Origin of the sequence: Bradyrhizobium sp. ISRA436 (assembly GCF_029910015.1) — a bacterium.
Taxonomy (GTDB): domain Bacteria; phylum Pseudomonadota; class Alphaproteobacteria; order Rhizobiales; family Xanthobacteraceae; genus Bradyrhizobium.
In genome coordinates this window covers 254237-276465 of the sequence record NZ_CP094519.1, presented here as the reverse complement: position 1 = coordinate 276465, position 22229 = coordinate 254237, and the positions used below count along the sequence as shown (strand labels likewise).

Here is a 22229-nt window from a genome sequence, read left to right as displayed (position 1 = left end):
ACTTTAATCCGAACATTTCCTTTCTTCCCGCTATCAGGACGTGTCTCGCGACCGGCGTGGCAACCATCCGGTTAAGCCACGCGGTTAACATTGCGTACGAGACCGGCAGGCCCGGCTCTTGGGCTCTGCTCCTTGTTTTTTAAGGCTCCGCGAGGAGCTGTTGGGCAGTGGAGAAAGTGATGTCGTTGAGGATTGCGGTGGCGTTGGCCGCCACCATCGGGGCGGGCGTTTTGATGTCGTCAGCAGCCGAAGCGCGGCCGGAGATGGTCGGCATTCACGCCGAGAATTATTCGCCGGGCACCATCGTGGTGAAGACGAACGAACGGCGGCTCTATCTCATCCTCGATTCCGGCCACGCCATGCGTTACCCGGTCGGCGTCGGCAAGGCCGGCAAGCAGTGGGCTGGCACCACCCGGATCGACGGCAAATATCGCAACCCGGCCTGGTCGCCGCCGGCCGAAGTGAAGCACGACAAGCCGAGCATCCCGGACGTGATCCCCGGCGGCTCGCCGCGCAATCCGATGGGCGTTGCGGCGATGACGCTCGCCGGCGGCGAATACGCGATCCACGGCACCAATGTGCCGCGCTCGGTCGGCGGCTTCGTGTCCTACGGCTGCATCCGCATGCTCAACTCCGACATCACCGACCTTTATCAGCGCGTCTCGGTCGGCACGACCGTCGTCGTCACCCGCTGACATCGATTGGAGCCTGGCGAAACAAAAGCCGCGCATCCGCGCGGCTTTTGTTTATTGCGGCATCGGGACATGATCGGCCCAAAGAGGCGCCGCGGCTTTCCAGAAAGACTATCTCTCGCTTCAACGCGTGGCGTTGGCGCACCAGCCGCTGCGATGCCCGCCATTATAGGCGCGCGCGTAACCGCCTGCGAGCAGCGCCGCCGAAACGTTCTCGGTTTTCCTGGTCGCGACGTCGGCGACGACCCGGCCCTGATATTTGTCGGGGCCGACATTGTAGATCACGACATCGCCCTGGCTGAGCAGATCACGCAGCGCTGAAGTCGCCGCCTCCGCCATACGCAGCTCCTGCAGACAGGACGCCTTCAGCTCCGGCGCATCGATGCCGCGCAGACGGACGTGCGTGGTCAGGTCGAGACCCGGCCAGACATGCACCCGCGCCGCGAAGGTGTCGCCATCGATCGTCCTGATGACGTCGGCGGGATGCCGGGCGTCCGGTGCGCCGGCACGCGTCCAGATCGCATCGGTATCTCGGGAGCGGCTGTCGGACCAATGCGGCAGCGGCACATGCACCCATCGGCGGACCGGCAACATGGTGCCGGCGGCGATGCCGAGAACGAAGACCCATGGCAGCGCCGCCGAGAAGCGCCGGCCCCAGCGCGACCGGCCGAAGGGCGGGCGTCCCGACGCACGATGAGCATTTATTCTCTCGTATGGGGACATATTCCCTGACTAGGCCTGAGTCGGGTCGTCCGGCAAGGATCTCAGAAGTCCGAGGCGATGCCTTTGGTTTCCCAGTCGCCATAACGAGTCGGTTCAGGGCCCTTCGGGCCCTGAACCTCCTTCGGCCGCGCGGCCGCGTTTTGCGCGGCAGCCTCCTCGGCCGACCTGCGCCGCGCTTCGGCCTCGGCGAGCGCGCGTTGCGCGGCCGGCGTCAGCGGCTTGCGCGGCGTTGGATCCAGCGACGCTGAAGATTTATCAGACATGGCAAAACCTTCCGGCTGCGCGTCACGCATTTTGATGTCGCTGCAGCGGCGGCATCACGATCACAAGATATCTCGGAGCGATTCTTACATTTGGCATATTCGCGTGCCAGAGGTGTTTTTCCAGTTCATAGGCATGAGCCGAATGTAACTCAGCACCTTCCGAGATATCTCCGCTTCATGCCTCCTTCAAGATTTGCAGTTCCTTCCGAAGTACCCGGTCTCGCGGCACGACGAATCGCGGCCGACATTCTCGACGGCGTGCTGCACAAGCATCGCACGCTCGACGACCAGCTCGACGGCGCCGGCGCGCATCCGGGCCTGAAATCGCTCGCCGATCGCGACCGTGCGCTGATGCGGCGCCTGGTGTCGACCATCCTGCGCCGTCTTGGCACACTCGGCCATCTGCTGTCGCGCCTGCTCGACCGCGGCATCCCGACCGATGCGCCGCGCGCGCAAAGCGCGCTCCTGATCGGAGCCGCGCAGATTCTCTGGATGGATGTACCCGATCATGCGGCGGTCGATCTCTCGGTGCGGCTGGTGCAGTCGGACCGGCGCGCGGCGAAATATGCCGGGCTCGTCAACGCCGTGCTGCGCCGCTGCGCGCGCGAGGGCCACGGCTTGATCGACGAGATCAAGCTGCAGACGCTCGATCTGCCGCAATGGATGCTGACGCGCTGGATCGCGCATTATGGCGAATCGACCGCGCGCGACATGGCGCTCGCGCTCGGCCACGAGCCGTCGCTCGATCTCACGGTGAAGTCGGATGCGCCGCAATGGGCCAGCCGCCTGCACGGCGAGACGCTGCCGACGGGAACCGTACGCACGCTGCTGCAGGGTTCCGTGACGATGCTGCCGGGTTTCGCGGAAGGCCAATGGTGGGTGCAGGACGCCGCCGCCGCGCTGCCGGCGCGGCTGTTCGGCGACGTCAAGGACAAGGCGATCGCCGATCTCTGCGCCGCGCCTGGCGGCAAGACCGCGCAGCTCGCCTTCGCCGGCGCGCGCGTCACCGCGGTCGACCGGTCGCCGGCGCGGATGGCGCGGCTGCGCGACAACCTCACGCGTCTCTCGCTGCAAGCGGAGAACGTCGTGAGCGACACGGTCGAATGGCCGGCCCAGGCCGAAAGCTTCGACGGCATCCTGGTCGATGCGCCCTGCACCTCGACCGGCACGATTCGCCGCCACCCCGACGTCGCCTGGCTGCGGCAGGAGGCCGACATCGCCGCGCTGTCGGGGCTGCAGAAGCGGTTGCTGCAAAAGGCGGTCGGACTGCTGAAGCCGGGCGGTACGCTGGTCTACTGCACCTGCTCGCTGGAGCCCGAGGAGGGCGAACAGGCGATTGCCGCGCTGCTGGCCGGCGAATCAGGCTTGCGGCGTGCGCCAGTCGAGAAAGGCGAGGTCGCGGACCTCGACGAAATCATCACCCCCGACGGGGATTTGCGCACCCTGCCCTGCCATTTGCCTCATGCCGACCCGCGGCTAGGCGGGCTGGATGGATTTTACGCGGCAAGGCTGGTTAAATCCTGATTTCTAAACTTGTGTCTTCTAGGCTCCGACTGATTCGCGCGGTTTCAAGAGGGTGTCTTGAGCGCGTTTCCGGATTAATAAAGGATTCGTTGAAGATCCCCTCCCCACAAGGTTAGGCGTGTCGGTCGCTCAAAGCAGACGCATCTCGACGCTGATTGCTGGCCGCTTCGCCCGCAGCATGGTCGCGCGCGCCAGCGGTGGAACCGTCGCGCTGTCGCGGCTGTGGCCCGGCCGCACCGACCGGCTGATCATCGCGCCGCACGACCTCCGCACCGCGGACGCCACCCGCGCAGCGGAAATCTATGCCGGCCGATTCGTCTTCGCCGGCAAGATCGTCACCTGCCATGGACGCTCGATCTTCGACCTCGAGCCGCCGTCGGAAGATTGGGAAGCCGCCCTGCTCGGCTTCGGCTGGCTGCGCCATCTGCGCGCCGCCGACACCGCGCTGACCCGCGCCAACGCCCGCTCGCTGGTCGACGACTGGATCTCCAACCAGGCGCGCAAGCGGCCGCTGGAGAGCCGCGCGGATGTGCGCGCCCGCCGTGTGATCTCGCTGTTGTCGCAGGCACCGCTGGTGCTCGGCGACAGCGACAGCAAGTTTTACCGCAAATATCTGCGCGGGCTGGCGCGCGAGATCCGCTATTTGCGCTACTCCGCGCTCGACAATGACGGCGTTCCGCGGCTGCAGGCGCTGATCGCGCTGTGCTACGCCTCGCTCTGCCTCGCCAACCAGGCGCGCAACATCAAGGCGACCTCACGCAAGCTGTCGGAGGAGTTGCAGCGCCAGATCCTGCCCGATGGCGGCCATATCTCGCGCAATCCCGGCGCGCTGGTCGAATTGCTCAGCGATCTGCTGCCGCTGCGGCAGACGTTTGCCGCGCGGAACATCGCGCCGCCGCCGGCGCTACTCAATGCCATCGACCGCATGATGCCGATGCTGCGCTTCTTCCGGCACGGCGACGGCAGCTTCGCGCTGTTCAACGGCATGAGCACCGCGCCATCCGATCTCGTGGCGACACTGCTCGCCTATGACGACACGCGTGGCGTGCCGATGTCGAGCATGCCGCATTCCGGCTTCCAGCGGATCGACGCCGGCACGGCGACCGTGATCGTCGACACCGGCCTGCCACCGCCGCCCAGCGTCAGCCAGGACGCACATGCCGGCTGCCTGTCGTTCGAGCTCTCGTCCGGTCCGAGCCGCATCGTCGTCAATTGCGGGATGCCGTCCACCGGGCGCGAGAATTGGCGGCCGTTCGCGCGCTCCACCGCGGCGCATTCGACGCTGACCTATCACGAGACCTCGTCGTGCCAGTTCGTCGAACTGTCGGCGATGAAGCGCTTGCTCCGCGGTGCGCCGATCACCAGCGGCCCCAGCCATGTCGAGAACTACCGCGAGACCGTCACCGAAGGCGACATGCTGACCACCTCGCATGACGGTTATCTCTCCCGCTTTGGCGTGATCCATCGCCGCGTGCTGATATTGGCGCACGACGGCACGCGCCTTGAGGGCGAGGATTCGGTAGCGCCGGCGCAGGGCGGCCGCATCAAGGGCGCCGAGGCTGACTTTGCGCTGCGCTTCCAACTGCATCCATCGGTGAAGGCCAGCCGCCTGTCGGACGCACGCGGCGTCATGCTTGTGCTGCCCAACCGCGACGTCTGGACCTTCGAGGCCTACGACGACAAGGTCGATCTCGAGGACAGCGTCTTCCTGGCCGGCAATGACGGCCCGCGCCGCACCTCCCAGATCGTGATCCGGCAGGACGCCCGGCAGGCCTCCACGGTCCGCTGGAGCTTCGTGCGCTCCTCGGCCTCTGCCTCGGCCACCAACGCCCGGCGCAATGCCCGGCGCGAGCCGGAACTGCCGTTGTAAATTTGTGACGAAACCGGCCCATTCCGGTTCCGCGCCCTGCCAAACCGTGCTACCCGGCTGCCTTAACAGCCAAGGATTTCCAGCATGACCGAACAGCTTCGCCGCGTGACCCGCGCTCTGTTGTCCGTTTCCGACAAGACTGACCTGATCGACTTCGCCAAGGCGCTTGCCGGACATGGCGTCGAACTGGTCTCGACCGGCGGTACGGCCAAAGCCATCGCCGCAGCCGGTTTGAAGGTCAAGGACGTCTCCGAGCTCACCGGCTTCCCCGAGATGATGGACGGCCGGGTCAAGACGCTGCACCCGAAGGTGCATGGCGGCCTGCTTGCGATCCGCGACAACAAGGAGCACGCGGCGGCAATGCAGGCGCACGGCATCGCGCCAATCGATCTGCTGGTCGTCAATCTCTATCCGTTCGAGGCGACCGTCGACAAAGGCGCCGGCTTCGAGGAGTGCATCGAGAACATCGACATCGGCGGCCCCGCGATGATCCGCGCCGCGGCGAAGAACCATGACGACGTCGCCGTGGTGGTCGAGGCGCAGGACTATTCTGCGGTGCTCGACGAGCTCGCCGCGCACAAGGGCGCAACCTCGCTTGGCCTGCGCAGGCGGCTGGCTGCCAAGGCCTATGCCCGCACTGCCGCTTACGATGCCGCGATCTCGAACTGGTTTGCCGTGCAGCTCGACACCCGGGCGCCGGACTTCCGCGCCTTCGGCGGCAGGCTGATCCAGTCGCTGCGCTACGGCGAGAATCCGCACCAGACCGCGGCGTTCTACGCCACCCCGGAAAAGCGGCCGGGCGTTGCCACCGCGCGGCAGCTTCAAGGCAAGGAACTGTCCTACAACAACATCAACGACACCGATGCGGCCTATGAATGCGTCAGCGAGTTCGATCCCATTCGCACGGCGGCATGCGTGATCGTCAAGCACGCCAACCCGTGCGGCGTCGCCGAGGGTCCCGACCTCGCCACCGCCTATGCCCGCGCGCTCGCCTGCGACTCGACCTCGGCCTATGGCGGCATCATCGCGGTCAACCGCACGCTCGACGCCGACGCCGCGCGCGCCATCATCGGCATCTTCACCGAGGTGATCATCGCGCCCGATGCGACCGAGGAAGCGATCTCGATCATCGCGGGCCGGCGCAATTTGCGCCTGCTGCTCGCGGGTGGCTTGCCGAACCCGCGCGCGGTTGGCCTCACCGCCAAGACGGTCGCCGGCGGCCTTCTGGTGCAGAGCCGCGACAATGCCGTGGTCGAGGACATGAACCTCAAGGTCGCGACCAAGCGCGCGCCGACCGATGCCGAGCTGCGCGATCTGAAATTCGCCTTCCGAGTCGCAAAGCACGTGAAGTCGAACACCATCATCTACGCCAAGGATCTCGCCACCGTCGGCATCGGCGCCGGCCAGATGAGCCGGGTCGATTCCGCGCGCATCGCCGCACGCAAGGCGCTCGACGCGGCGGCCGAGCTGAAGCTGGCGGAGCCCTTGACCAAGGGTTCGGTGGTCGCCTCCGACGCGTTCTTCCCGTTCGCCGACGGCATGCTTGCCTGCATCGAGGCCGGCGCCACCGCGGTGATCCAGCCCGGCGGCTCGATGCGCGACGACGAGGTGATCAAGGCCGCCGACGAACACGACATCGCGATGGTGTTCACCGGCGTGCGGCACTTCCGGCACTGATCACGGCCTGTAGCCCGGATGGAGCGTAGCGAAATCCGGGTCCGCCTGCCCGGGGAGAGATCTTCCCGGATTGCGCTTCGCTCCATCCGGGCTACGAATTGCTACGCGTCGGCGCGCACCTTCGCCAGCAGCGCCAAGCCGACGAGGAAAAACACCACCAGCACCGCCATGCCGGCCTTCTGACTCGCGGTCGCCGCGGTGATCGCGCCGATCAGCAGCGGGCCAATGAACGACGTCACCTTCCCGGTCAGCGCGAACAGACCAAAATACTGCGCGATGCGATCCTTCGGCGCCAGACGGATCAAAAGCGAGCGCGATGCCGCCTGCAGCGGCGCGCCGGTGGCGCCGATCAGGCAACCCAGCACGATATAGGCGCGCTCGGCGGCGCCGGCGAACAGCGGGCCGCCGGGCACCGGAGGCGCGACCGGTATGAACAGGATCGAATCCTTGTTCACGGTGAGGATCGTGACGATCGCAAACAGCAGGATCAGCAGGCTGCCCGTGATGACACGCTTCGGCCCGAACGCATCATCGAGCTTGCCGCCGAGCCACCCGCCGAACGTGCCGGCAATCGCCAGGATGATGCCGAACGTGCCGATCCGGATCGTGTCCCAGCCGAAGGTGCCGGCCGCATAGATGCCGCCGAAGGCAAACAGCGACACCAACCCGTCGGTGTAGATCATGTTCGCGAGCAGGAACCGCGCCATCGATTTCTGCTTCGGCAGGCTCGCCAATGATTCTCGCAGCTCGCGCAGGCCTTCACCGAGCGCATCGCGCAACCGACGCTTGGCCGGATAATCCGGCGTGAACAGGAACATCGGCGCGACGAAGATGATGAACCACAGCCCGGTCAGCGGTCCGGTGATGCGATCGCCTTCATGGGTGACGGGATCGAGACCGAACAGCGGGGTGAAGCCGAACAGCGTGCGGCCGGTCTCGGCATTGGCGGCGAGGAAGCCGAGCACCAGCACGAGGCTCAGGATGCCGCCAACATAGCCGGTGGCCCAGCCGGTACCCGAGAGCCTCCCGATCCTGTTCGGCGGTACCAGCGTCGGCATCATCGCATTGTTGAAGACGGTCGCGAACTCGACGCCGACGCTCGCGATCGCATAGGCGAGCAGCAGCACGGGAATGACGTCGGGATTGCCGGGCTTGCCGATCCACATCGCGCTCGCGCCGATGACGAGCAGCGCACCAAAGCCCGCGATCCACGGCTTGCGGCGGCCGCTGGCATCGGCAATCGCGCCCAGCACCGGCGACAGCAGCGCGATCGCGAGCCCGGCGGCTGCCGTGGCAAAACCCCACATCGCCTGACCGCTCGCCGGATCTGATGCGACGAAGCTCGCGAAATAGGGCGCGAACACGAAGGTCGTGATCAGGGTGAAATAGGGCTGCGCCGCCCAGTCGAAGAAGATCCAGCTGATGACGGCAGCGCGTCCCGGATAGGTCCTCACGTCGTCCATGCCTGTCTGTGCCGTCGCCGCCATCGTCATAAAGATTCCTCAAGTAGAGTCGCGAACAGGCGTTTTGCCTCGCCGATGCATCCCCCATATAGCATGAGCTTGTTTTGCGAATGTCACATCGACGAAGAGCAGGGGGCTCCGATGACACGTGCCGCAACGATATCGCGACGGTTGTTTGCCGCTCTCCTGTTGATCGGTCTCGCTGCGCCGGCGCTCAGCCAGGAGCAGCGCCGCTTCTATGCGCCGCCCGCTGCCGACGCGATTCGCAGCATTCCCGCCGAAAACGGCATGGTGGTGGCGCAGGAGAAACTCGCCGCGCAGGTCGGCGCCGATTTCCTGCGGCGGGGTGGCAATGCGGTCGATGCCGCGGTCGCCACCGGCTTTGCGATGGCGGTGACCTATCCGCGCGCCGGCAATATCGGCGGCGGCGGCTTCATGGTGATCCATCTTGCCGAACGCAACCAGGACGTCACGATCGACTACCGCGAGACCGCGCCGCAGGCCGCAACGCGCGACATGTTCCTGGACGCAGACGGCAAGCCCGACCCCAACAAATCGCGCTATTCCGCGCTCGGCATCGGCGTGCCCGGCACCGTAGCGGGGCTGGCACTGGCGCTCGAGAAATACGGCTCCGGCAAGTTCACGCTGGCGCAGATCATCCAACCCGCGATCGACCTGGCGCGCGACGGCTTCATCGTCACCGACGATACATCCGACACGCTGTCCGACATGTATCGCCGTATGTCGCGCTGGCCGAATTCGGCCAGGACTTTCTCGCATGCCGACGGCAGCCCGTTGCACGAGGGCGACCGGCTGATCCAGAGCGATCTCACGGCGACGCTGACGGCGATCGCGGAGCAGGGCCCGCGCGGCTTCTATGAAGGTGTGGTCGCCGAGAAGCTCGTCAAGGGCATCCGTGACGCCGGCGGCATCATCAGCCTCGACGACCTGAAATCCTATCAGCCGGTCATCCGCCCGCCGATCCGCGGCACCTATCGGGGCTATGACATCGTCTCGATGCCGCAGCCTTCCTCGGGCGGCGTGGTACTGCTGGAGATCCTGAACATCCTCGAAGGCTTTCCGATGTCGGATATCAAGCAAGGCTCGGCGGCCTCGCTGCATGTGATGATCGAGGCGATGAAGCGCGCCTATGCCGATCGTGCGCGCTATCTTGGCGATCCCGCCTTCGTCGACGCGCCGACGCAATTGTTGATCTCGAAGGATTACGCCGCGAAGCAGCGCGCGACCATCGATCTCGCCCGCGCCACGCCCTGGACCGACGTGCGGAACGCAAAGCCGCCGCACGAGGGCGACAACACCACGCACTATTCCGTCGTCGATGCCAGCGGCAACGCCGTCAGCAACACCTACACGCTGAACTTCCCCTACGGCGTCGGCCTCGTCGCCGAGGGGACCGGCGTGCTGCTCAACAACGAACTCGACGATTTCACCGCTGCGCCGGGCGCCTCCAACGCCTTCGGCCTGGTCGGCTTCGAGGCCAACCTGCCCGGCCCCGGCAAGCGCCCGCTGTCGTCGATGTCGCCGACCATCGTGCTGAAGGACGGCAGGCCGGTGCTGGTGACAGGATCGCCGGGCGGCAGCCGCATCATCTCCGCGGTGACGCAGATCATCGTCGACGTGATCGATTACAAGATGGACATCGCCGCCGCCGTTGCGGCGCCGCGCGTGCATCATCAATGGCTGCCCGACGAGGTCAGGATCGAGCGCGGCTTTCCCGAGCAGGTGCTCGACGAGCTGAAGGCCAAGGGCCACAAGCTGGTCGAGCCGCTCGGCTACTCCTCGGCCAACTCGATCTTGGTCACGTCCAACGGACTGCTCGGCGCGCCCGACCCGCGCACGCGCGGCTCGGAGGCGGCGGCACAGTGAGACGAAACCGCAGGGCGGGCACAGCACAAGCGTGTCCGCCATCGCGGGCACATCGCGCATCGATGCGCACGGCGCAAATGCGCCTTTGCCCACCCACCAGCATCGCGGTAAATTGCCCGCCTCCGCGCAAGCCGGCCGCGGATTTCAGAAGCGCCGGCGACAATTGCTTCCAAGGGAACGCGCATGAGTTCAGCCGAATCCAAACCGATGGAAGTCGCGGAGATCCAGGACAGCAGTCTTCTTGCCTTCTATCGCGACATGAACGTGCAGGAACGGCGCACGTTCTGGGCCTGCGGCGCGGGCTGGGCGCTCGACGGCATGGATTTCATGATCTATCCGCTGGTGATCGGCACCATCATCGCGCTGTGGAAGGTCGATGCCGGCACCGCGGGGCTCGCCGGCACGGTGACGCTGTTGTCATCGGCCGTCGGCGGCTGGCTCGGCGGCTACCTCTCCGATCGCATCGGGCGGGTGAAGACGCTGCAATTCACCATCCTCTGGTTCTCCTTCTTCTCGCTGGTCTGCGCCATCGTGCAGAATTTCGATCAGCTCCTGATCGCCCGCGCGCTGCTCGGCCTGGGCTTCGGCGGCGAATGGGCAGCGGGCGCTGTGCTGATGGGTGAAGCAATCCGGCCGCAATATCGCGGACGCGCGGTCGGTTCGGTGCAATCCGGATGGGCGATCGGCTGGGGCTTTGCCGTGCTGGCGCAGGCGGTGCTATTCTCGATCCTGCCTGCGGAGAGTGCATGGCGTTGGATGTTCGTGATCGGCGCACTGCCGGCGCTGCTGGTGTTCTATCTCCGCCGCTACGTCGCCGAGCCCGAGATCTCCGCCGCGACATTGGCGCAACAGCGAGCGTCCGGCAGCGGACCGGCCGCATTGTGGGAGATCTTTCACGGGCCGATCCTGAGGACTACGATCCTGGCCTCGCTGGTCGGCACCGGCATGCAGGGCGGCTATTACGCCGTCACCTTCTGGGTGCCGCGCTTCCTCACCACCGAGCGCAAGCTCTCGGTGGTCGGCTCCACGGGTTATCTCGCGACCCTGATCATCGGCTCGTTTATCGGTTATCTGGTCGGGGCCTGGCTCGCCGACCGTTTCGGCCGGCGCAACCTGTTCCTGATCTTCTCGCTCGGCGCGATCGCGGTGGTGCTGCTCTACACCCAGCTGCCGCTGTCCAATGAAGTGCTCTGGATACTCGGCTTTCCGCTCGGCTTCTTCGCCTCCGGCTATTTCTCCGGCATGGGCGCGTTCCTGACCGAGCTCTACCCGACGCGGCTGCGCGGCTCCGGCCAGGGTTTCTGCTACAATTTCGGCCGCGGTGTCGGTGCGCTGTTCCCCTATCTGGTCGGTGCACTGTCGACGACGACGTCGCTCGCCAACGCGATCGCGATCTTCGCGGTGGCGGCCTATGGCGTCTTCTTCCTTGCCGCCTACGCGCTGCCGGAGACGCGCGGCCGCGTGCTGCATGCGGATGCGTAGCGCCTGTCGTAGTTGCGCGATGGCGGCGGCGCTTGCTTCGTCGTCCCCTCCCCCACAAGGGCGGAGGGAGCCCTAGACTAGTAATGCGCGCCCCTAACTGTGGAGGAGCCGGCAAATGACGTCCCTCAAAGGCAAGACGCTGTTCATCTCGGGCGCAAGCCGCGGCATCGGGCTTGCGATTGCGCTTCGCGCCGCGCGCGACGGCGCCAATGTTGCGATCGCGGCGAAGACCGCCGAGCCGCATCCCAAGCTGACGGGCACGATCTACACCGCCGCCGACGAGGTCCGCGCCGGCGGCGGCAAGGCGCTGCCGGTGATCTGCGATATCAGGGATGAGGCGCAGGTGGTGGCGGCGATCGAGCGGACCGTCGCGGAGTTCGGCGGTATCGACATCTGCGTCAACAATGCCAGCGCCATCAGCCTGACCACCTCGCAGGCGACCGACATGAAGCGGTTCGACCTGATGATGGGTATCAATACGCGCGGCACCTTCATGGTGTCGAAATACTGTATCCCGCATCTGAAGAAGGCGGAGAACCCGCATATCCTGATGCTGTCGCCGCCGCTCGACATGAAGACGAAATGGTTCGAGCATTCCACCGCCTACACGATGGCGAAGTACGGCATGAGCATGTGCGTGCTCGGGCTGGCGGGCGAGCTGAAATCCGCCGGCATCGCCGTCAACGCACTGTGGCCGCGCACCACGATCGCAACCGCCGCGGTCGGCAATTTGCTCGGCGGCGACGCCATGATGCGCGCGAGCCGCACGCCGGAGATCATGGGCGATGCGGCTTACGCGATCGTCACCCGACCGTCGCGCGAGTTCACCGGTCATTTCTGCATCGACGACAAGGTGCTCTACGCCAACGGCGTGCGCGACTTCGAGCGCTATCGCGTCGACGCTTCCGTGCCGCTGATGTCGGATTTCTTTGTGCCCGACGACGACGTGCCGCCGCCCGGCGTCACGGTGCAGCCGCTGCCATCGATCGGCGGCGCACAGGCATCCCGCTAAGGCATGATCGCGCTTCAGACGATGAGCTGAAGCACGGCGATGATGCATCCTTATCTCGCCGCGCTCCGGGAGCGTGGAGTTTCACAAGAGGTGACGCGTGCGCGCTCGAATCTGGATCGCGTTGGCGATGCTGCTGCCGGTCACGGCTGTGGTTGCGGGGAGCTATTTTCGCGCCGACAAGGCTGCCCGCTTCATGGCCGACTTCGTCGCGCACAATGTCTGCATCAGGACCTTCGTTTCCGGGATCGACCCGGATGCCAGTTTTGCGGCGATCTCGGACGTCCCGAGCGTTCGGCCGTGGCGGTACGTGATGAGTTACCAGGTCGATCGAACAGCCAAAGTCGTCGAGACATCGGTCATGGGAGTCGTGCACGGGCAGGCCACATTTCGCCAAGGCTTTGGTTGCACCTTGCGGCTCGGGTCAAAGCCTCCCTACCTGCTCCGGAACGACCTCGACGCACTGAGCACTCCGACGTCGCCGGCATTGTTGCCGGACATCGCCCCTCCGACAGTTGTCGAGCCGTCGAACGCCGCGCTCGTGAGTGCGCTCGATCATGCATTCGAGGAGCCCGCAGGGGAGGTGTCGCGCAGGACCAAGGCCGTGGTGGTGGTCCACAACGGTCGTGTCATCGCCGAACGCTATGCGCCGGGAGTTGGCGTCGACACGCAGCTGCTCGGATTCTCGCTCAGCAAGTCGGTCGTGAATGCGTTGATCGGCATTCTCCAGCGCAAAAATCTCATCCAACCCTCGATGGCGGCGCCGATCGCTCAGTGGCAGGGCGCCAATGATCTGCGTCGTGCGATCACGGTCGAGCATCTGATGCGGATGACGTCCGGACTGGCGCTGGACGAAACGTTCCTCGGCTTCGACGAGGCCAGCCGGATGTACCTGGACGAGGACATGACCGGCTACGCCGCGAAAGCGCCGTTGATCGCGCCGCCGGGGACGCGATGGCACTATTCCAGCGGGTCAGCCCAACTCCTGGCAGGAATCATTCGCGATATCGTCGGCGGGCCGGAACAGACACTCGCCTTTGCATGGCGCGAACTGCTCAATCCGCTCGGCATGCGCCACGTGACGCTGGAATTCGACGCGTCCGGAACGCTGCAAGGCGCGTCCAACATGCTTGCGAGCGCGCGCGATTGGGCGCGGTTCGGCATGCTCTACCTGAACAACGGTCAGATCGGTAACGTGCGTCTCTTCAACGAGAACTGGGTGGATTTCTCTGCCACGGCGACGCTCGATACCGACTACGGCGCCGGGTTCTGGACCAACCGCAGCACGGCCAAGGGTGCAGCGAACCGGATCAGGGCCGGCATCCCGCGGGACGCCTTCTTTGCCGCAGGTTTCCTCGACCAGCGTATCGCGATCATTCCGTCGCGAAACCTCGTGATCGTGCGCCTGGGGGATTCCACCGGCCGGTCCGGTGGTGGTGTCGAACGGCTCATCGCCGAGGTTCTGTCGGCGATCAAGCATTAGCGTGGCTGCACAGCCCATTCACGCGAACCGGTATCCACTTCGCTCCAAAGCGTTCTAGATCGCGGACGCGTTCAGCCGTACGCGCCAGCGCTGCACGCGCTCCTTGAGCAGCTTATCGCGCACATAGGCCAATTCCTCATCTTCGATGCGCTCCAGCGTTTCGAGGGAGAAGCTGGCCTCACCATGCGTCGTCCATGCCCGCTGCAGTTCGGCATCACGGTGATCGCCCATGCGCAGCGTGAACCAGATGCGGTTCTGGATCTTCTCGAGATCGAGCGCCTGCCCGACCCAGACCTCGCCGGAAGCGCGACAGCGGATCGCGAAGACTCCGGCGACGCTCGCGCGCTTCTTGTAGTCGGCGATGGCATGCTTTCGGATCTCGGATTTCATGGCGGCTCCTTGGATCGGTCGGCCATTTATATCCGGGTATTATAGACAATGCAATTACACCCGGATAAAACACGGCTCAGTTAAGGACCGACAGGACGACCGAACATGGACACCGCCTACCATCTGGAGCCGACGTGGAATGCTGGGCGCGACTTCGCCCAGCGCGAGATCGCAGGCGAGCTGGTGATGCTCAATCTGCTGCGCTTTCGCGAGATTGCCGACTATTCGGCGAGCCCCGAATTGGCCCCGCCGCAGCCGATCACGGGCGCGGAGGCCTATGATCGCTACATCGCACACACCCTTCCCTTCCTGCGGAAGAGCGGCGGCGATCTGCTGTTCATGGGCGAAGGCGGTCCGTTCCTGATCGGACCCGAGGGCGAGCGCTGGGACCGCGCGATGCTGATCCGGCAGAAGAGCCGCGGGGCCTTCCTCGCCTTTGCCGTGGCGGAGGCCTATCTCGCCGGCATCGGCCATCGCACGGCGGCGCTGTCGGATTCGCGGCTGCTCCCGCTGGTCGAGCTGCCGCGATGAGTGAGGCGCTATCGGCCGACCTGGTACGGTCCGCCCTTCTCCAGCGCCCGAGCATAGGCCGGGCGCGCATGAATGCGCTCGAGGAACGCCACGCATTTCGGATGGCCGTCCTCGAGCCCGCCGCGCGCCGCCGCAGCTTCGAGCGGAAAGCTCATCTGGATGTCGGCGCCCGTAAATTCATTGCCGGCAAACCATTCGCTCTTGCCAAGCTCGCCTTCCCAATAGGCCATGTGGTGCCTGAGCTGCGGATTGACCAGCGTGGAGAGTGCCTGGTTGGACACCTTGCGCACCAGCGGCCGCAGCAGCGCCGGCGCGCGCTTCGGCATCAGCGTGAACAGCAGCTTCAGCAGCAGCGGCGGCATCGCCGAGCCTTCGGCGTAGTGCAGCCAATAGGTGTAGCGCAACCGATCCGGCGTATTCGCGGGCGGAATCAGCCGGCCATTGCCGTAGGTTCCGATGATGTATTCGAGGATCGCGCCGGATTCCGCGATCGTGTTGCCGTTGTCGGTGATGACAGGCGACTTGCCGAGCGGATGCACGGCCAACAGCTCTTTCGGCGCGCGCATGTCGGGCTGGCGTTGATACCGCACGATTTCGTAAGGCACGCCCAATTCCTCGAGCAGCCACAGCACGCGCTGCGAGCGGGAATTGTTAAGATGATGAACCGTCAGCATGGGTGTCCCTCGGGTCGGCAGCGCAGGCAAGCGGCGCTTGGTGCCAGCCTTGACCAATAAAGTCGAGATGCACGCGTCGTGATTGCCTCAAATTACCTGCGCAATATCTCATGCAACCGGAGAGGTCCGCAATGAACCCTGCCTATGTCGCCTTCGAGGGGGATCACCGCATCGCGGCCGGCGACCTCCCCGATGTCGCCCGCGCCGCCAAGCAGGTGCACGACCGGCGCAAGGACGCGGCGATCCTGGTGTTCGACGGCCGCACCTCCGCCTTGGTCGATATCGATTTCCGCGGCTCGGTCGACGACGTGCTGGCGCGTCTGCCGAAGCTCGAGGCTCCCGCGGCGGACGAACCGCCGGCGCCGGTGGCGCCGCGCGGGCCCGGCCGCCCCAAACTCGGCGTCGTCGCGCGCGAGATCACGCTGCTGCCGCGGCATTGGGACTGGCTGGCGCAGCAAAAAGGCGGCGCCTCGGTCGCGATCCGCAAGCTGATCGACGAAGCGCGGCGCGCGAGCGGCGACCAGGACCGCACGCGGCTCGCCCAGGACGCCGCCTATCGCTTCATGACCGCGATGGCCGGCAACCGTCCGCATTACGAGGACGCGATCCGCGCCCTGTTCGCGCATGACCGGCGGCGCTTTGTGACATTGATCGCAGACTGGCCGGCCGACATCCGCGACCATGCGATCGGGCTCGCCTACAGCGATCAAGCGGACTAGCGCGGGGATGAGCAGCCACGAAACGAGCTGCGCTCCCTCTCCCGCAAGCAAGCGGGAGAGGTGCAGCGAGTGTGCCGCCAGACACGCTCAATTAAACGCATTGCTCAGACACTCCACTCCGTTCGGGAAATCGATGTGCCCGCCCTCCATCCCTGCGCAAGGCCGTTCTGTTCTTCCTTGCGCCGATGCTGCTCAGCAATGTGCTGCAGTTGTTGTTCGGCACCATCATCTCGGCCAGATGATCGGCGTCTGGATCGCCCATCCTGTCACGTTTGCAACCATGTGTGTGCTGCAGATGGCCTATTACGGGCCGGTATGGCGCAGGCAGACGATCAGGCGTCTGATTTGACATCACGCGCCGCGACTCACATGATGACTATCATATTCTACTGATGGCGCCTGCGACAGCAGGCCATGCTAAGCGAGCCGAGGAGAAACTGCCGTGAGCCAGAACCCGCAATTCCTGTTCGATTTCGGCAGCCCCAACGCCTTCCTCAGCCATGAGGCGATCCCGGCGATCGAGAAGCGCACCGGTGTCAAATTCGAATATGTGCCGATCCTGCTCGGCGGCATCTTCAAGGCCACCAACAACAGGTCGCCGGCCGAGACGCTGGCCGGTGTCAAGAACAAGCCCGAGTTCCAGAAGATCGAGACCGAGCGCTTCCTCAAGCGCTTCAACGTCAAACCCTATACCTGGAACCCGTTCTTCCCGGTCAACACGCTGAATCTGATGCGCGCGGCGGTCGCCGCACAGCTCGAAGGCGTGTTCGAGAAATATGTCGAGGCCGCCTTCCACCACATGTGGGTCGAACCGAAGAAGATGGACGACCCTGATGTCGCCGGCAAAGCCATAGCCTCGTCCGGCCTCGACGCCGCAAGGCTGTTTGCGCGCGCGCAGGAGGCGGACGTGAAGGCCAAGCTGATCGCGAACACCCAGTCCGCCGTGGAGCGCGGCGCATTCGGCTCGCCGACCTTCTTCGTCGGCAACGAGATCTTCTTCGGCAAGGAGCAGCTGCGCGAAGTCGAGGAAATGGTCAAGGGAGCGAATCGGGAGTAGCGAATGGCTGATGGCACGCACATATTGCTATTCGCTACTCCCTACTATTCGCCAGCTCTCCTCAAGCAACAAAGAAGGACTAAATCCCATGCGCGTTCTCGTGGTCGGTGCCGGTGCGATCGGCGGATATTTCGGCGGCCGGATGCTTGAGGCCGGCCGCGATGTCACCTTCCTGGTGCGCCGCAAGCGCGCGTCCGAGCTGGCATCGGCCGGTCTCGTGATCAAAAGCCCGAATGGTGACGTCACGCTGAAGAACCCGCCGACCCTGCAGGCCGACAAGCTCTCCGAGAAGTTCGACGTCGTGCTGTTGAGCTGCAAGGCGTTCGATCTCGACGATGCGATCAAGTCCTTCGCGCCCGCCGTCGGCGACAAGACCGCGATCATTCCGCTGCTCAACGGCATGCTGCATCTCGACGCGCTCGACAAGACATTCGGCGCATCCCACACGCTCGGCGGACTCTGCGCGATCGCGGCGACACTGAACGAGGCGCGCGAGGTGGTGCAGCTTCAGCCGATGCAGTCGCTGAATTTCGGCGAGCGCGCCGGCGGGATGTCGGACCGGGTGCGCGCGATTGCGGAGACCTTCTCTGTCATCAACGGCGCGGCCGCCAGCGATCACATCATGCAGGACATGTGGGAAAAGTGGGTATTCCTGGCCTCGCTCGCCGCTTCCACCAGCCTGATGCGGACCTCGGTCGGCAACATCCTGGCCGCGCCCGGCGGCAAGGACTTCCTGATCGGCATCCTCGACGAATGCAGCGCGATCGCCGCCGACGCCGGCCATATGCCGGGCGGCCCGTTCTTCCAGCGCACCCGCGGACTGCTTACGACCGAAGGCTCGCCGATGACCGCGTCCATGTTCCGTGACATCCAGGCCGGGCTTCCGGTCGAGGCCGATCACGTGATCGGCGACCTGATCGTGCGCGCGGATGCGGCCAAGATTCCGGTGCCCAAGCTGCGCACGGCGTACACGCATCTGAAGGCATACGAGAAGCAGCGAGGCGGTTAGCTCTGTAGCCCGGATGCAGCGCAGCGGAATCCGGGTCCAGTTGATCTGCGATACGACGATTCCCGGATTTCGCTGCGCTTCATCCGGGCTACGCGTCTATTCGCGACTCCCTATTCGCTATTCGCCCATCTCACAGATGCGCCAGATAATGCGCCAGCGCCGTGATCTCCTCATCGCTCAAGGGATATGCCACGTCGGCCATCGCGGCCTGGGCGCCGCCCGAGCGCAGACCTGACTTGTAGTCGTGCAACGCCTTGACGAGATATTCCTCGCGCTGGCCGGCGATGCGTGCGACGGCCTTGGTGCCGGCAAAGGTGTCGGTGTGGCATGACGCGCAGCGGCGGCCGGCGGCGGCCTGCTTGCCCTTCTCCGACAATTCCGGATTGTCGTCCTTGCCGCCCTTGAACGGCGTCAGCGAAGCGAAATAGGCGCCGAGATTGCGGATGTCCTCGTTGTTGAGCTGCTCGACGATCGGCTGCATCTGCTCGTTCTTGCGCGCGCCGGCGCGGAAGAACACCAGCTGCCACTGGATGAACTGATCGAGCTGGCCCGCGAGCGAGGGAATGTTCTCCGTCTGCGAGATACCGTTCTCGCCGTGACAGCCGACGCACAGCTCGGCCTTCTCCTTGCCGGCGGCGATATCGGCGGCGTGGGCAAGCGAGGTCATCGCGATTGCCGATGCGAACACCACTCCAAGGGACACGACACGCATTGCCAGTTTCTCCGGGTGTCAATGCCGGCCCTGTCCTCGACCTGATCGGGACGCCCGGCAATCCATCTGGTTGCAGAAGGGTTCTTGTTGGGATGGATGCCCGGATCAAGTCCGGGCATGACGAGTCTGTTCCGTTGCCGGCCGATCGCAAGAGAGGCTGCGGCCGCCTCTTGGCCGCCGCAGCCTCGTGCCATTCAGCCGTTACTTCTTGCTGTAGCTGATGCGATAGATCGCACCGGCCCAGTCGTCGGCAACGAGGATCGAGCCGTCCTTGTCGAGCAGGATGTCGGCGGGACGACCGAGATAGCCCTGGTCGCCCTCGATCCAGCCGGAGGCGAACACCTCCTGCTTGGCGTTCTTGCCGTCAGGCCCGACGATCACGCGCACGATGCGGCCGCCCTGATACTTGTGCCGATTCCAGGAGCCGTGCTCGGCGATCAGGATGTTGTTCTTGTACTCGGCCGGGAATTGGCTGCCGGTATAGAACTTCATGCCGAGCGGAGCGACGTGAGCGCCGAGTTTGAGCACCGGCGGGGTGAACTCCGAGCACTTGTGACCCATCGCGAACTTCGAATCCGGCAGGTCGCCCTGATGGCAATAGGGATAACCGAAATGCTCGCCCATCCTGCCGATCATGTTGAGCTTGTCGCTCGGCAGGTCATCGCTGATCCAGTCGCGCGCATTTTCGGTGAACCAGTATTTGCCGGTGCGCGGATCGACGTCGCCGCCGACCGAGTTGCGCACGCCGAGCGCCCAGATCTCCGCGTTGCCGGTCTTCGGATCGACGCGGCGGATCTGCGACACGCTGGTCGGCGGAATGCCGATGTTAAAGGGCGGGCCGAACGGAATGTAGAACCAGCCGTCCTTGTCGACGGAGATGTATTTCCAGCCATGCGCCGCATAGGACGGCATGTCGTCATACACCACCTTGCCTTGGCCGAGATTGTCGAGATTGGCCTCGGCGTTGTCGTACTTGATCAGCTTATCGACCGCGATGACGTAGAGCGCGCCATCCTTGAAAGTGAGGCCGGTGGGCATGTTGAGGCCCTTGAGGATCGTCTTGACCTCTTTCTTGCCGTTGTTGTCCTTGATCGCATAGACGTTGCCAAGGCCGAACGAGCCGACGAACAGCGTTCCCTTGTCGCCCCACGCCATCTGGCGCGCGGCGAGCACGTTCGACGCATAGACCTCGATCTTGAAGCCCGGCGGCAGCTTGATCTTCTTGATCGTCGCCGCGAGCTCGGCGTCGGAGGAGCCGGTCGGCGGGCCGGACGGCGGGGCAAGGCCCTTCTGCGCTTCGGTCTCGTCGCCGAGGAACCAGTCATCCGGCGGATGCGTCCAGAATTCCTTGTTGCCGGATTCGTATTTCTTCAACGGACGATTCTTGTCCGTCTGTTGCTGCGCACTGGCGAAGGTTGTCCCCGCCAGCAGCGCAATCGCCGCGAACGCAAGTATGGATCGATTGAAAGCTGATTTCATCGCGTCACTCCCCTATGCAAGCCGTTGCAGCTTGCCCCGTTATTGATTTTGAACGCCCTGAGAGATGATTGTGGCGGTCTGTAAGGTAGGTCAGACGACAAAATGGTAGCACATCCGACGACGCTGAGAAGCGGATGCATCTGGGTGCGCTGCAGTCAAAAACAAGTTTGAGGCGAAATTTTCGGGCGTGATGTGCTTGCGAAAGAGGCAGGCGCGCTGCGACGCAATATTCAGACGAAGCGAACGGTTGTGTCGCAGGGCGCGCAAATACGGAGCATCTGTTTGCGCGTGTGAGGCGGCCGCGAGCGACATGGTCCACGTCGTCGCAAAGCGAAGATGTCGCTGGCCGCTGGGGCGCGGCGACGATCTGATTCTGATCGCGCTGCATGCTCTGGCCCTTCGCCGCCCCGGCAGGATCGAGCTGCATCGGTGCCGCGATCGAAGGCTGTCCGGTCGGGCGCAGCGCGCCTTCGCAAGGGGAGGTGGCGGACCGCAAGACCTTGCGGTCGTCTCCAGCGACACGATCGCGACTGAACTCGGCAAATGGGCCAGGGGCTACGGGCTCGATCAGGGCCTGAGCGGCACGAAGGCGCACCTCGATCTTGGCCGGCAGCCAAAGCATCTCGACCCGGAGCCAGAGATCGAAGCGCCTGCCTGGAAATAAAAAAGCCCGCTTCGGAGGGCGGGCCTTCATCAGACTGTCAGCTCGGTCAGCGAGAAACTCTGGAGCGGGCGAAGGGGCTCGAACCCTCGACCCCGACCTTGGCAAGGTCGTGCTCTACCACTGAGCTACACCCGCATCCGAGATGACGGCGATTGCTCGCCGGCAACGGCAGACCTATGCCAAATGCTTTGGGCGAATGCAACACAAGAGCGCGGTCAAGACGCGACGAAATTGCTCGGTTTCCTTAAAAATTGAGCTCGAATCGGCCCGAAACCGGCCGGCATCACGATTTCTTTGCGTTTGGGCCAGGAACCGGCCTCAGACCGCCATCGCATCGCGGAGCGATTCGAGCCAGGTCTCGAACCAGCCCGCCAAGGTCCGTGTCAGTTCAGCGCGGCGGGCGGGCTCGCAATCGAAAATCGCCCACCATTCAACGAAGGCGCGGTTGCCGTCGACCACCGGGGTCACCCGCAAGGTGGCCGTGAAGTCGGTCATCGGCAGGGTCGGCGGACCGGCGAACTCGTAGGTCTGAAAGCAGTCGATATCGGACTGCGCCAGCAGCCGCTGCCGGATCCGCCGCTCCCGGTAGACTACGTTGCGCACCGCTCCGATGGTGTCGCCGGACCTGCCCTCCTCGATCTCGCTCGTCCCCTCGCCATGGACCCAGACCGGGTAGTTGTTGAAATCTCGGATGATTTTCCAGACCTCGCCAGCCGGCTGCTCGAACACGGTGCTGTAATAGGCCTTGGCCATGGCGCATTTCCCCGGGGTACCTCGACAGCGCGATCTTCGACCGCGGCCCGGCGAAAACCCACCCGATCTCCGACGGAACGGAGACAGGCGGCAAGCGATTGAAATTTGTCGTCTGACCGCCATTTAGCCAGACAGAACGGCTGAACCAGCCGCGCGGAGCGTGCTAGA

General features: G+C 64.7%; 21 protein-coding genes and 1 tRNA gene. 13 read left to right on the top strand and 9 right to left on the bottom strand.

The window, feature by feature from the left end:
* The first annotated feature begins 179 nt into the window (after positions 1-179).
* A complete protein-coding gene (locus MTX23_RS01305; RefSeq protein ID WP_280974851.1) occupies positions 180-695 on the top strand; it encodes a L,D-transpeptidase in 516 nt (171 codons plus the stop codon).
* Positions 696-815: 120 nt separating this feature from the next.
* Here MTX23_RS01305 and MTX23_RS01300 read toward each other — a convergent pair whose 3' ends face one another.
* On the bottom strand, positions 816-1415 hold the full coding sequence (locus MTX23_RS01300) for a thermonuclease family protein (RefSeq protein ID WP_280974850.1): 600 nt from the start codon (positions 1413-1415) through the stop codon (positions 816-818).
* A gap of 41 nt (positions 1416-1456) precedes the next feature.
* Complete coding sequence (locus MTX23_RS01295) at positions 1457-1678, bottom strand: DUF1674 domain-containing protein (RefSeq protein ID WP_280978331.1); 222 nt, start codon at positions 1676-1678, stop codon at positions 1457-1459.
* 177 nt (positions 1679-1855) lie between these two features.
* Here MTX23_RS01295 and MTX23_RS01290 point away from each other — a divergent pair, with 177 nt between their 5' ends.
* From MTX23_RS01290 to purH, 3 genes are all read left to right on the top strand, one after another.
* Positions 1856-3202, top strand: a complete 1347-nt coding sequence (locus MTX23_RS01290; protein ID WP_280974849.1) for an RsmB/NOP family class I SAM-dependent RNA methyltransferase — start codon at positions 1856-1858, stop codon at positions 3200-3202.
* Between the two features lie 118 nt (positions 3203-3320).
* Positions 3321-5072: a heparinase II/III family protein gene (locus MTX23_RS01285; protein ID WP_280974848.1), complete on the top strand. Its 1752-nt coding sequence runs from the start codon at positions 3321-3323 to the stop codon at positions 5070-5072.
* Between the two features lie 84 nt (positions 5073-5156).
* Positions 5157-6749: a bifunctional phosphoribosylaminoimidazolecarboxamide formyltransferase/IMP cyclohydrolase gene (gene purH, locus MTX23_RS01280; RefSeq protein WP_280974847.1), complete on the top strand. Its 1593-nt coding sequence runs from the start codon at positions 5157-5159 to the stop codon at positions 6747-6749.
* 101 nt (positions 6750-6850) lie between these two features.
* Here the strand turns inward: purH and MTX23_RS01275 are convergent, their stop codons facing one another.
* Positions 6851-8242 carry an MFS transporter gene (locus tag MTX23_RS01275; protein ID WP_280990748.1) on the bottom strand — a complete coding sequence of 464 codons (1392 nt, stop codon included), beginning with the start codon at positions 8240-8242 and terminating at the stop codon, positions 6851-6853.
* 111 nt (positions 8243-8353) lie between these two features.
* Here MTX23_RS01275 and ggt point away from each other — a divergent pair, with 111 nt between their 5' ends.
* The 4 genes from ggt to MTX23_RS01255 all read left to right on the top strand — a co-directional run bounded on the left by ggt (position 8354) and on the right by MTX23_RS01255 (position 14073).
* A complete protein-coding gene (ggt, locus tag MTX23_RS01270; RefSeq protein WP_280974845.1) occupies positions 8354-10099 on the top strand; it encodes a gamma-glutamyltransferase in 1746 nt (581 codons plus the stop codon).
* 183 nt (positions 10100-10282) lie between these two features.
* Entirely contained in the window at positions 10283-11581 is a 1299-nt protein-coding gene (locus MTX23_RS01265; protein WP_280974844.1) for an MFS transporter, read from the top strand.
* A 115-nt stretch (positions 11582-11696) separates the two neighbouring features.
* Positions 11697-12593, top strand: a complete 897-nt coding sequence (locus MTX23_RS01260; protein WP_280974843.1) for an NAD(P)-dependent oxidoreductase — start codon at positions 11697-11699, stop codon at positions 12591-12593.
* A gap of 127 nt (positions 12594-12720) precedes the next feature.
* Positions 12721-14073: a serine hydrolase gene (locus MTX23_RS01255; protein WP_280974842.1), complete on the top strand. Its 1353-nt coding sequence runs from the start codon at positions 12721-12723 to the stop codon at positions 14071-14073.
* 54 nt (positions 14074-14127) lie between these two features.
* Here the strand turns inward: MTX23_RS01255 and MTX23_RS01250 are convergent, their stop codons facing one another.
* Positions 14128-14463 (bottom strand): GIY-YIG nuclease family protein, encoded by a 336-nt coding sequence (locus MTX23_RS01250; RefSeq protein WP_280974841.1) that lies wholly within the window; start codon positions 14461-14463, stop codon positions 14128-14130.
* Between the two features lie 105 nt (positions 14464-14568).
* Between MTX23_RS01250 and MTX23_RS01245 the strand changes: the two genes are divergently transcribed.
* On the top strand, positions 14569-14994 hold the full coding sequence (locus tag MTX23_RS01245; RefSeq protein WP_280974840.1) for a DUF1330 domain-containing protein: 426 nt from the start codon (positions 14569-14571) through the stop codon (positions 14992-14994).
* A gap of 8 nt (positions 14995-15002) precedes the next feature.
* Here the strand turns inward: MTX23_RS01245 and MTX23_RS01240 are convergent, their stop codons facing one another.
* Positions 15003-15668: a glutathione S-transferase gene (locus MTX23_RS01240; RefSeq protein WP_280974839.1), complete on the bottom strand. Its 666-nt coding sequence runs from the start codon at positions 15666-15668 to the stop codon at positions 15003-15005.
* Between the two features lie 131 nt (positions 15669-15799).
* Here MTX23_RS01240 and MTX23_RS01235 point away from each other — a divergent pair, with 131 nt between their 5' ends.
* The 3 genes from MTX23_RS01235 to panE all read left to right on the top strand — a co-directional run bounded on the left by MTX23_RS01235 (position 15800) and on the right by panE (position 18453).
* On the top strand, positions 15800-16387 hold the full coding sequence (locus tag MTX23_RS01235) for a DUF2239 family protein (protein WP_280974838.1): 588 nt from the start codon (positions 15800-15802) through the stop codon (positions 16385-16387).
* A 442-nt stretch (positions 16388-16829) separates the two neighbouring features.
* Complete coding sequence (locus tag MTX23_RS01230; RefSeq protein ID WP_280974837.1) at positions 16830-17444, top strand: 2-hydroxychromene-2-carboxylate isomerase; 615 nt, start codon at positions 16830-16832, stop codon at positions 17442-17444.
* Positions 17445-17532: 88 nt separating this feature from the next.
* Positions 17533-18453: a 2-dehydropantoate 2-reductase gene (gene panE, locus MTX23_RS01225; protein ID WP_280974836.1), complete on the top strand. Its 921-nt coding sequence runs from the start codon at positions 17533-17535 to the stop codon at positions 18451-18453.
* Between the two features lie 130 nt (positions 18454-18583).
* On the opposite strand, the gene MTX23_RS01220 is transcribed toward panE, so the two are convergent.
* Positions 18584-19165 carry a c-type cytochrome gene (locus tag MTX23_RS01220; RefSeq protein ID WP_280974835.1) on the bottom strand — a complete coding sequence of 194 codons (582 nt, stop codon included), beginning with the start codon at positions 19163-19165 and terminating at the stop codon, positions 18584-18586.
* A gap of 201 nt (positions 19166-19366) precedes the next feature.
* The gene (locus MTX23_RS01215; protein ID WP_280974834.1) at positions 19367-20644 is read right to left on the bottom strand and encodes a PQQ-dependent sugar dehydrogenase; all 1278 of its coding nucleotides are present in this window, start codon (positions 20642-20644) and stop codon (positions 19367-19369) included.
* Positions 20645-20954: 310 nt separating this feature from the next.
* Here MTX23_RS01215 and MTX23_RS01210 point away from each other — a divergent pair, with 310 nt between their 5' ends.
* On the top strand, positions 20955-21308 hold the full coding sequence (locus MTX23_RS01210; RefSeq protein ID WP_280974833.1) for a hypothetical protein: 354 nt from the start codon (positions 20955-20957) through the stop codon (positions 21306-21308).
* Positions 21309-21368: 60 nt separating this feature from the next.
* Here the strand turns inward: MTX23_RS01210 and MTX23_RS01205 are convergent.
* Both MTX23_RS01205 and MTX23_RS01200 read right to left on the bottom strand, forming a co-directional pair.
* Positions 21369-21443: transfer RNA gene (locus MTX23_RS01205), tRNA-Gly, on the bottom strand.
* Positions 21444-21626: 183 nt separating this feature from the next.
* A complete protein-coding gene (locus MTX23_RS01200) occupies positions 21627-22061 on the bottom strand; it encodes an SRPBCC family protein (protein ID WP_280974832.1) in 435 nt (144 codons plus the stop codon).
* Between the last annotated feature and the right edge of the window lie 168 nt (positions 22062-22229).

What these genes read in the sequence shown, in the direction of transcription:
- MTX23_RS01275 (WP_280990748.1), bottom strand. Translation starts at nt 8,242, where the DNA reads ATGACGATGGCGGCGACGGCACAGACAGGCATGGACGACGTGAGGACC.
- MTX23_RS01295 (WP_280978331.1), bottom strand. Translation starts at nt 1,678, where the DNA reads ATGTCTGATAAATCTTCAGCGTCGCTGGATCCAACGCCGCGCAAGCCG.
- MTX23_RS01305 (WP_280974851.1), top strand. Translation starts at nt 180, where the DNA reads ATGTCGTTGAGGATTGCGGTGGCGTTGGCCGCCACCATCGGGGCGGGC.
- MTX23_RS01290 (WP_280974849.1), top strand. Translation starts at nt 1,856, where the DNA reads ATGCCTCCTTCAAGATTTGCAGTTCCTTCCGAAGTACCCGGTCTCGCG.
- panE (WP_280974836.1), top strand. Translation starts at nt 17,533, where the DNA reads ATGCGCGTTCTCGTGGTCGGTGCCGGTGCGATCGGCGGATATTTCGGC.
- MTX23_RS01250 (WP_280974841.1), bottom strand. Translation starts at nt 14,463, where the DNA reads ATGAAATCCGAGATCCGAAAGCATGCCATCGCCGACTACAAGAAGCGC.
- MTX23_RS01245 (WP_280974840.1), top strand. Translation starts at nt 14,569, where the DNA reads ATGGACACCGCCTACCATCTGGAGCCGACGTGGAATGCTGGGCGCGAC.
- MTX23_RS01235 (WP_280974838.1), top strand. Translation starts at nt 15,800, where the DNA reads ATGAACCCTGCCTATGTCGCCTTCGAGGGGGATCACCGCATCGCGGCC.
- MTX23_RS01220 (WP_280974835.1), bottom strand. Translation starts at nt 19,165, where the DNA reads ATGCGTGTCGTGTCCCTTGGAGTGGTGTTCGCATCGGCAATCGCGATG.
- MTX23_RS01215 (WP_280974834.1), bottom strand. Translation starts at nt 20,644, where the DNA reads ATGAAATCAGCTTTCAATCGATCCATACTTGCGTTCGCGGCGATTGCG.
- MTX23_RS01240 (WP_280974839.1), bottom strand. Translation starts at nt 15,668, where the DNA reads ATGCTGACGGTTCATCATCTTAACAATTCCCGCTCGCAGCGCGTGCTG.
- purH (WP_280974847.1), top strand. Translation starts at nt 5,157, where the DNA reads ATGACCGAACAGCTTCGCCGCGTGACCCGCGCTCTGTTGTCCGTTTCC.
- ggt (WP_280974845.1), top strand. Translation starts at nt 8,354, where the DNA reads ATGACACGTGCCGCAACGATATCGCGACGGTTGTTTGCCGCTCTCCTG.
- MTX23_RS01255 (WP_280974842.1), top strand. Translation starts at nt 12,721, where the DNA reads ATGCTGCTGCCGGTCACGGCTGTGGTTGCGGGGAGCTATTTTCGCGCC.
- MTX23_RS01200 (WP_280974832.1), bottom strand. Translation starts at nt 22,061, where the DNA reads ATGGCCAAGGCCTATTACAGCACCGTGTTCGAGCAGCCGGCTGGCGAG.
- MTX23_RS01300 (WP_280974850.1), bottom strand. Translation starts at nt 1,415, where the DNA reads ATGTCCCCATACGAGAGAATAAATGCTCATCGTGCGTCGGGACGCCCG.
- MTX23_RS01210 (WP_280974833.1), top strand. Translation starts at nt 20,955, where the DNA reads ATGGTCCACGTCGTCGCAAAGCGAAGATGTCGCTGGCCGCTGGGGCGC.
- MTX23_RS01260 (WP_280974843.1), top strand. Translation starts at nt 11,697, where the DNA reads ATGACGTCCCTCAAAGGCAAGACGCTGTTCATCTCGGGCGCAAGCCGC.
- MTX23_RS01265 (WP_280974844.1), top strand. Translation starts at nt 10,283, where the DNA reads ATGAGTTCAGCCGAATCCAAACCGATGGAAGTCGCGGAGATCCAGGAC.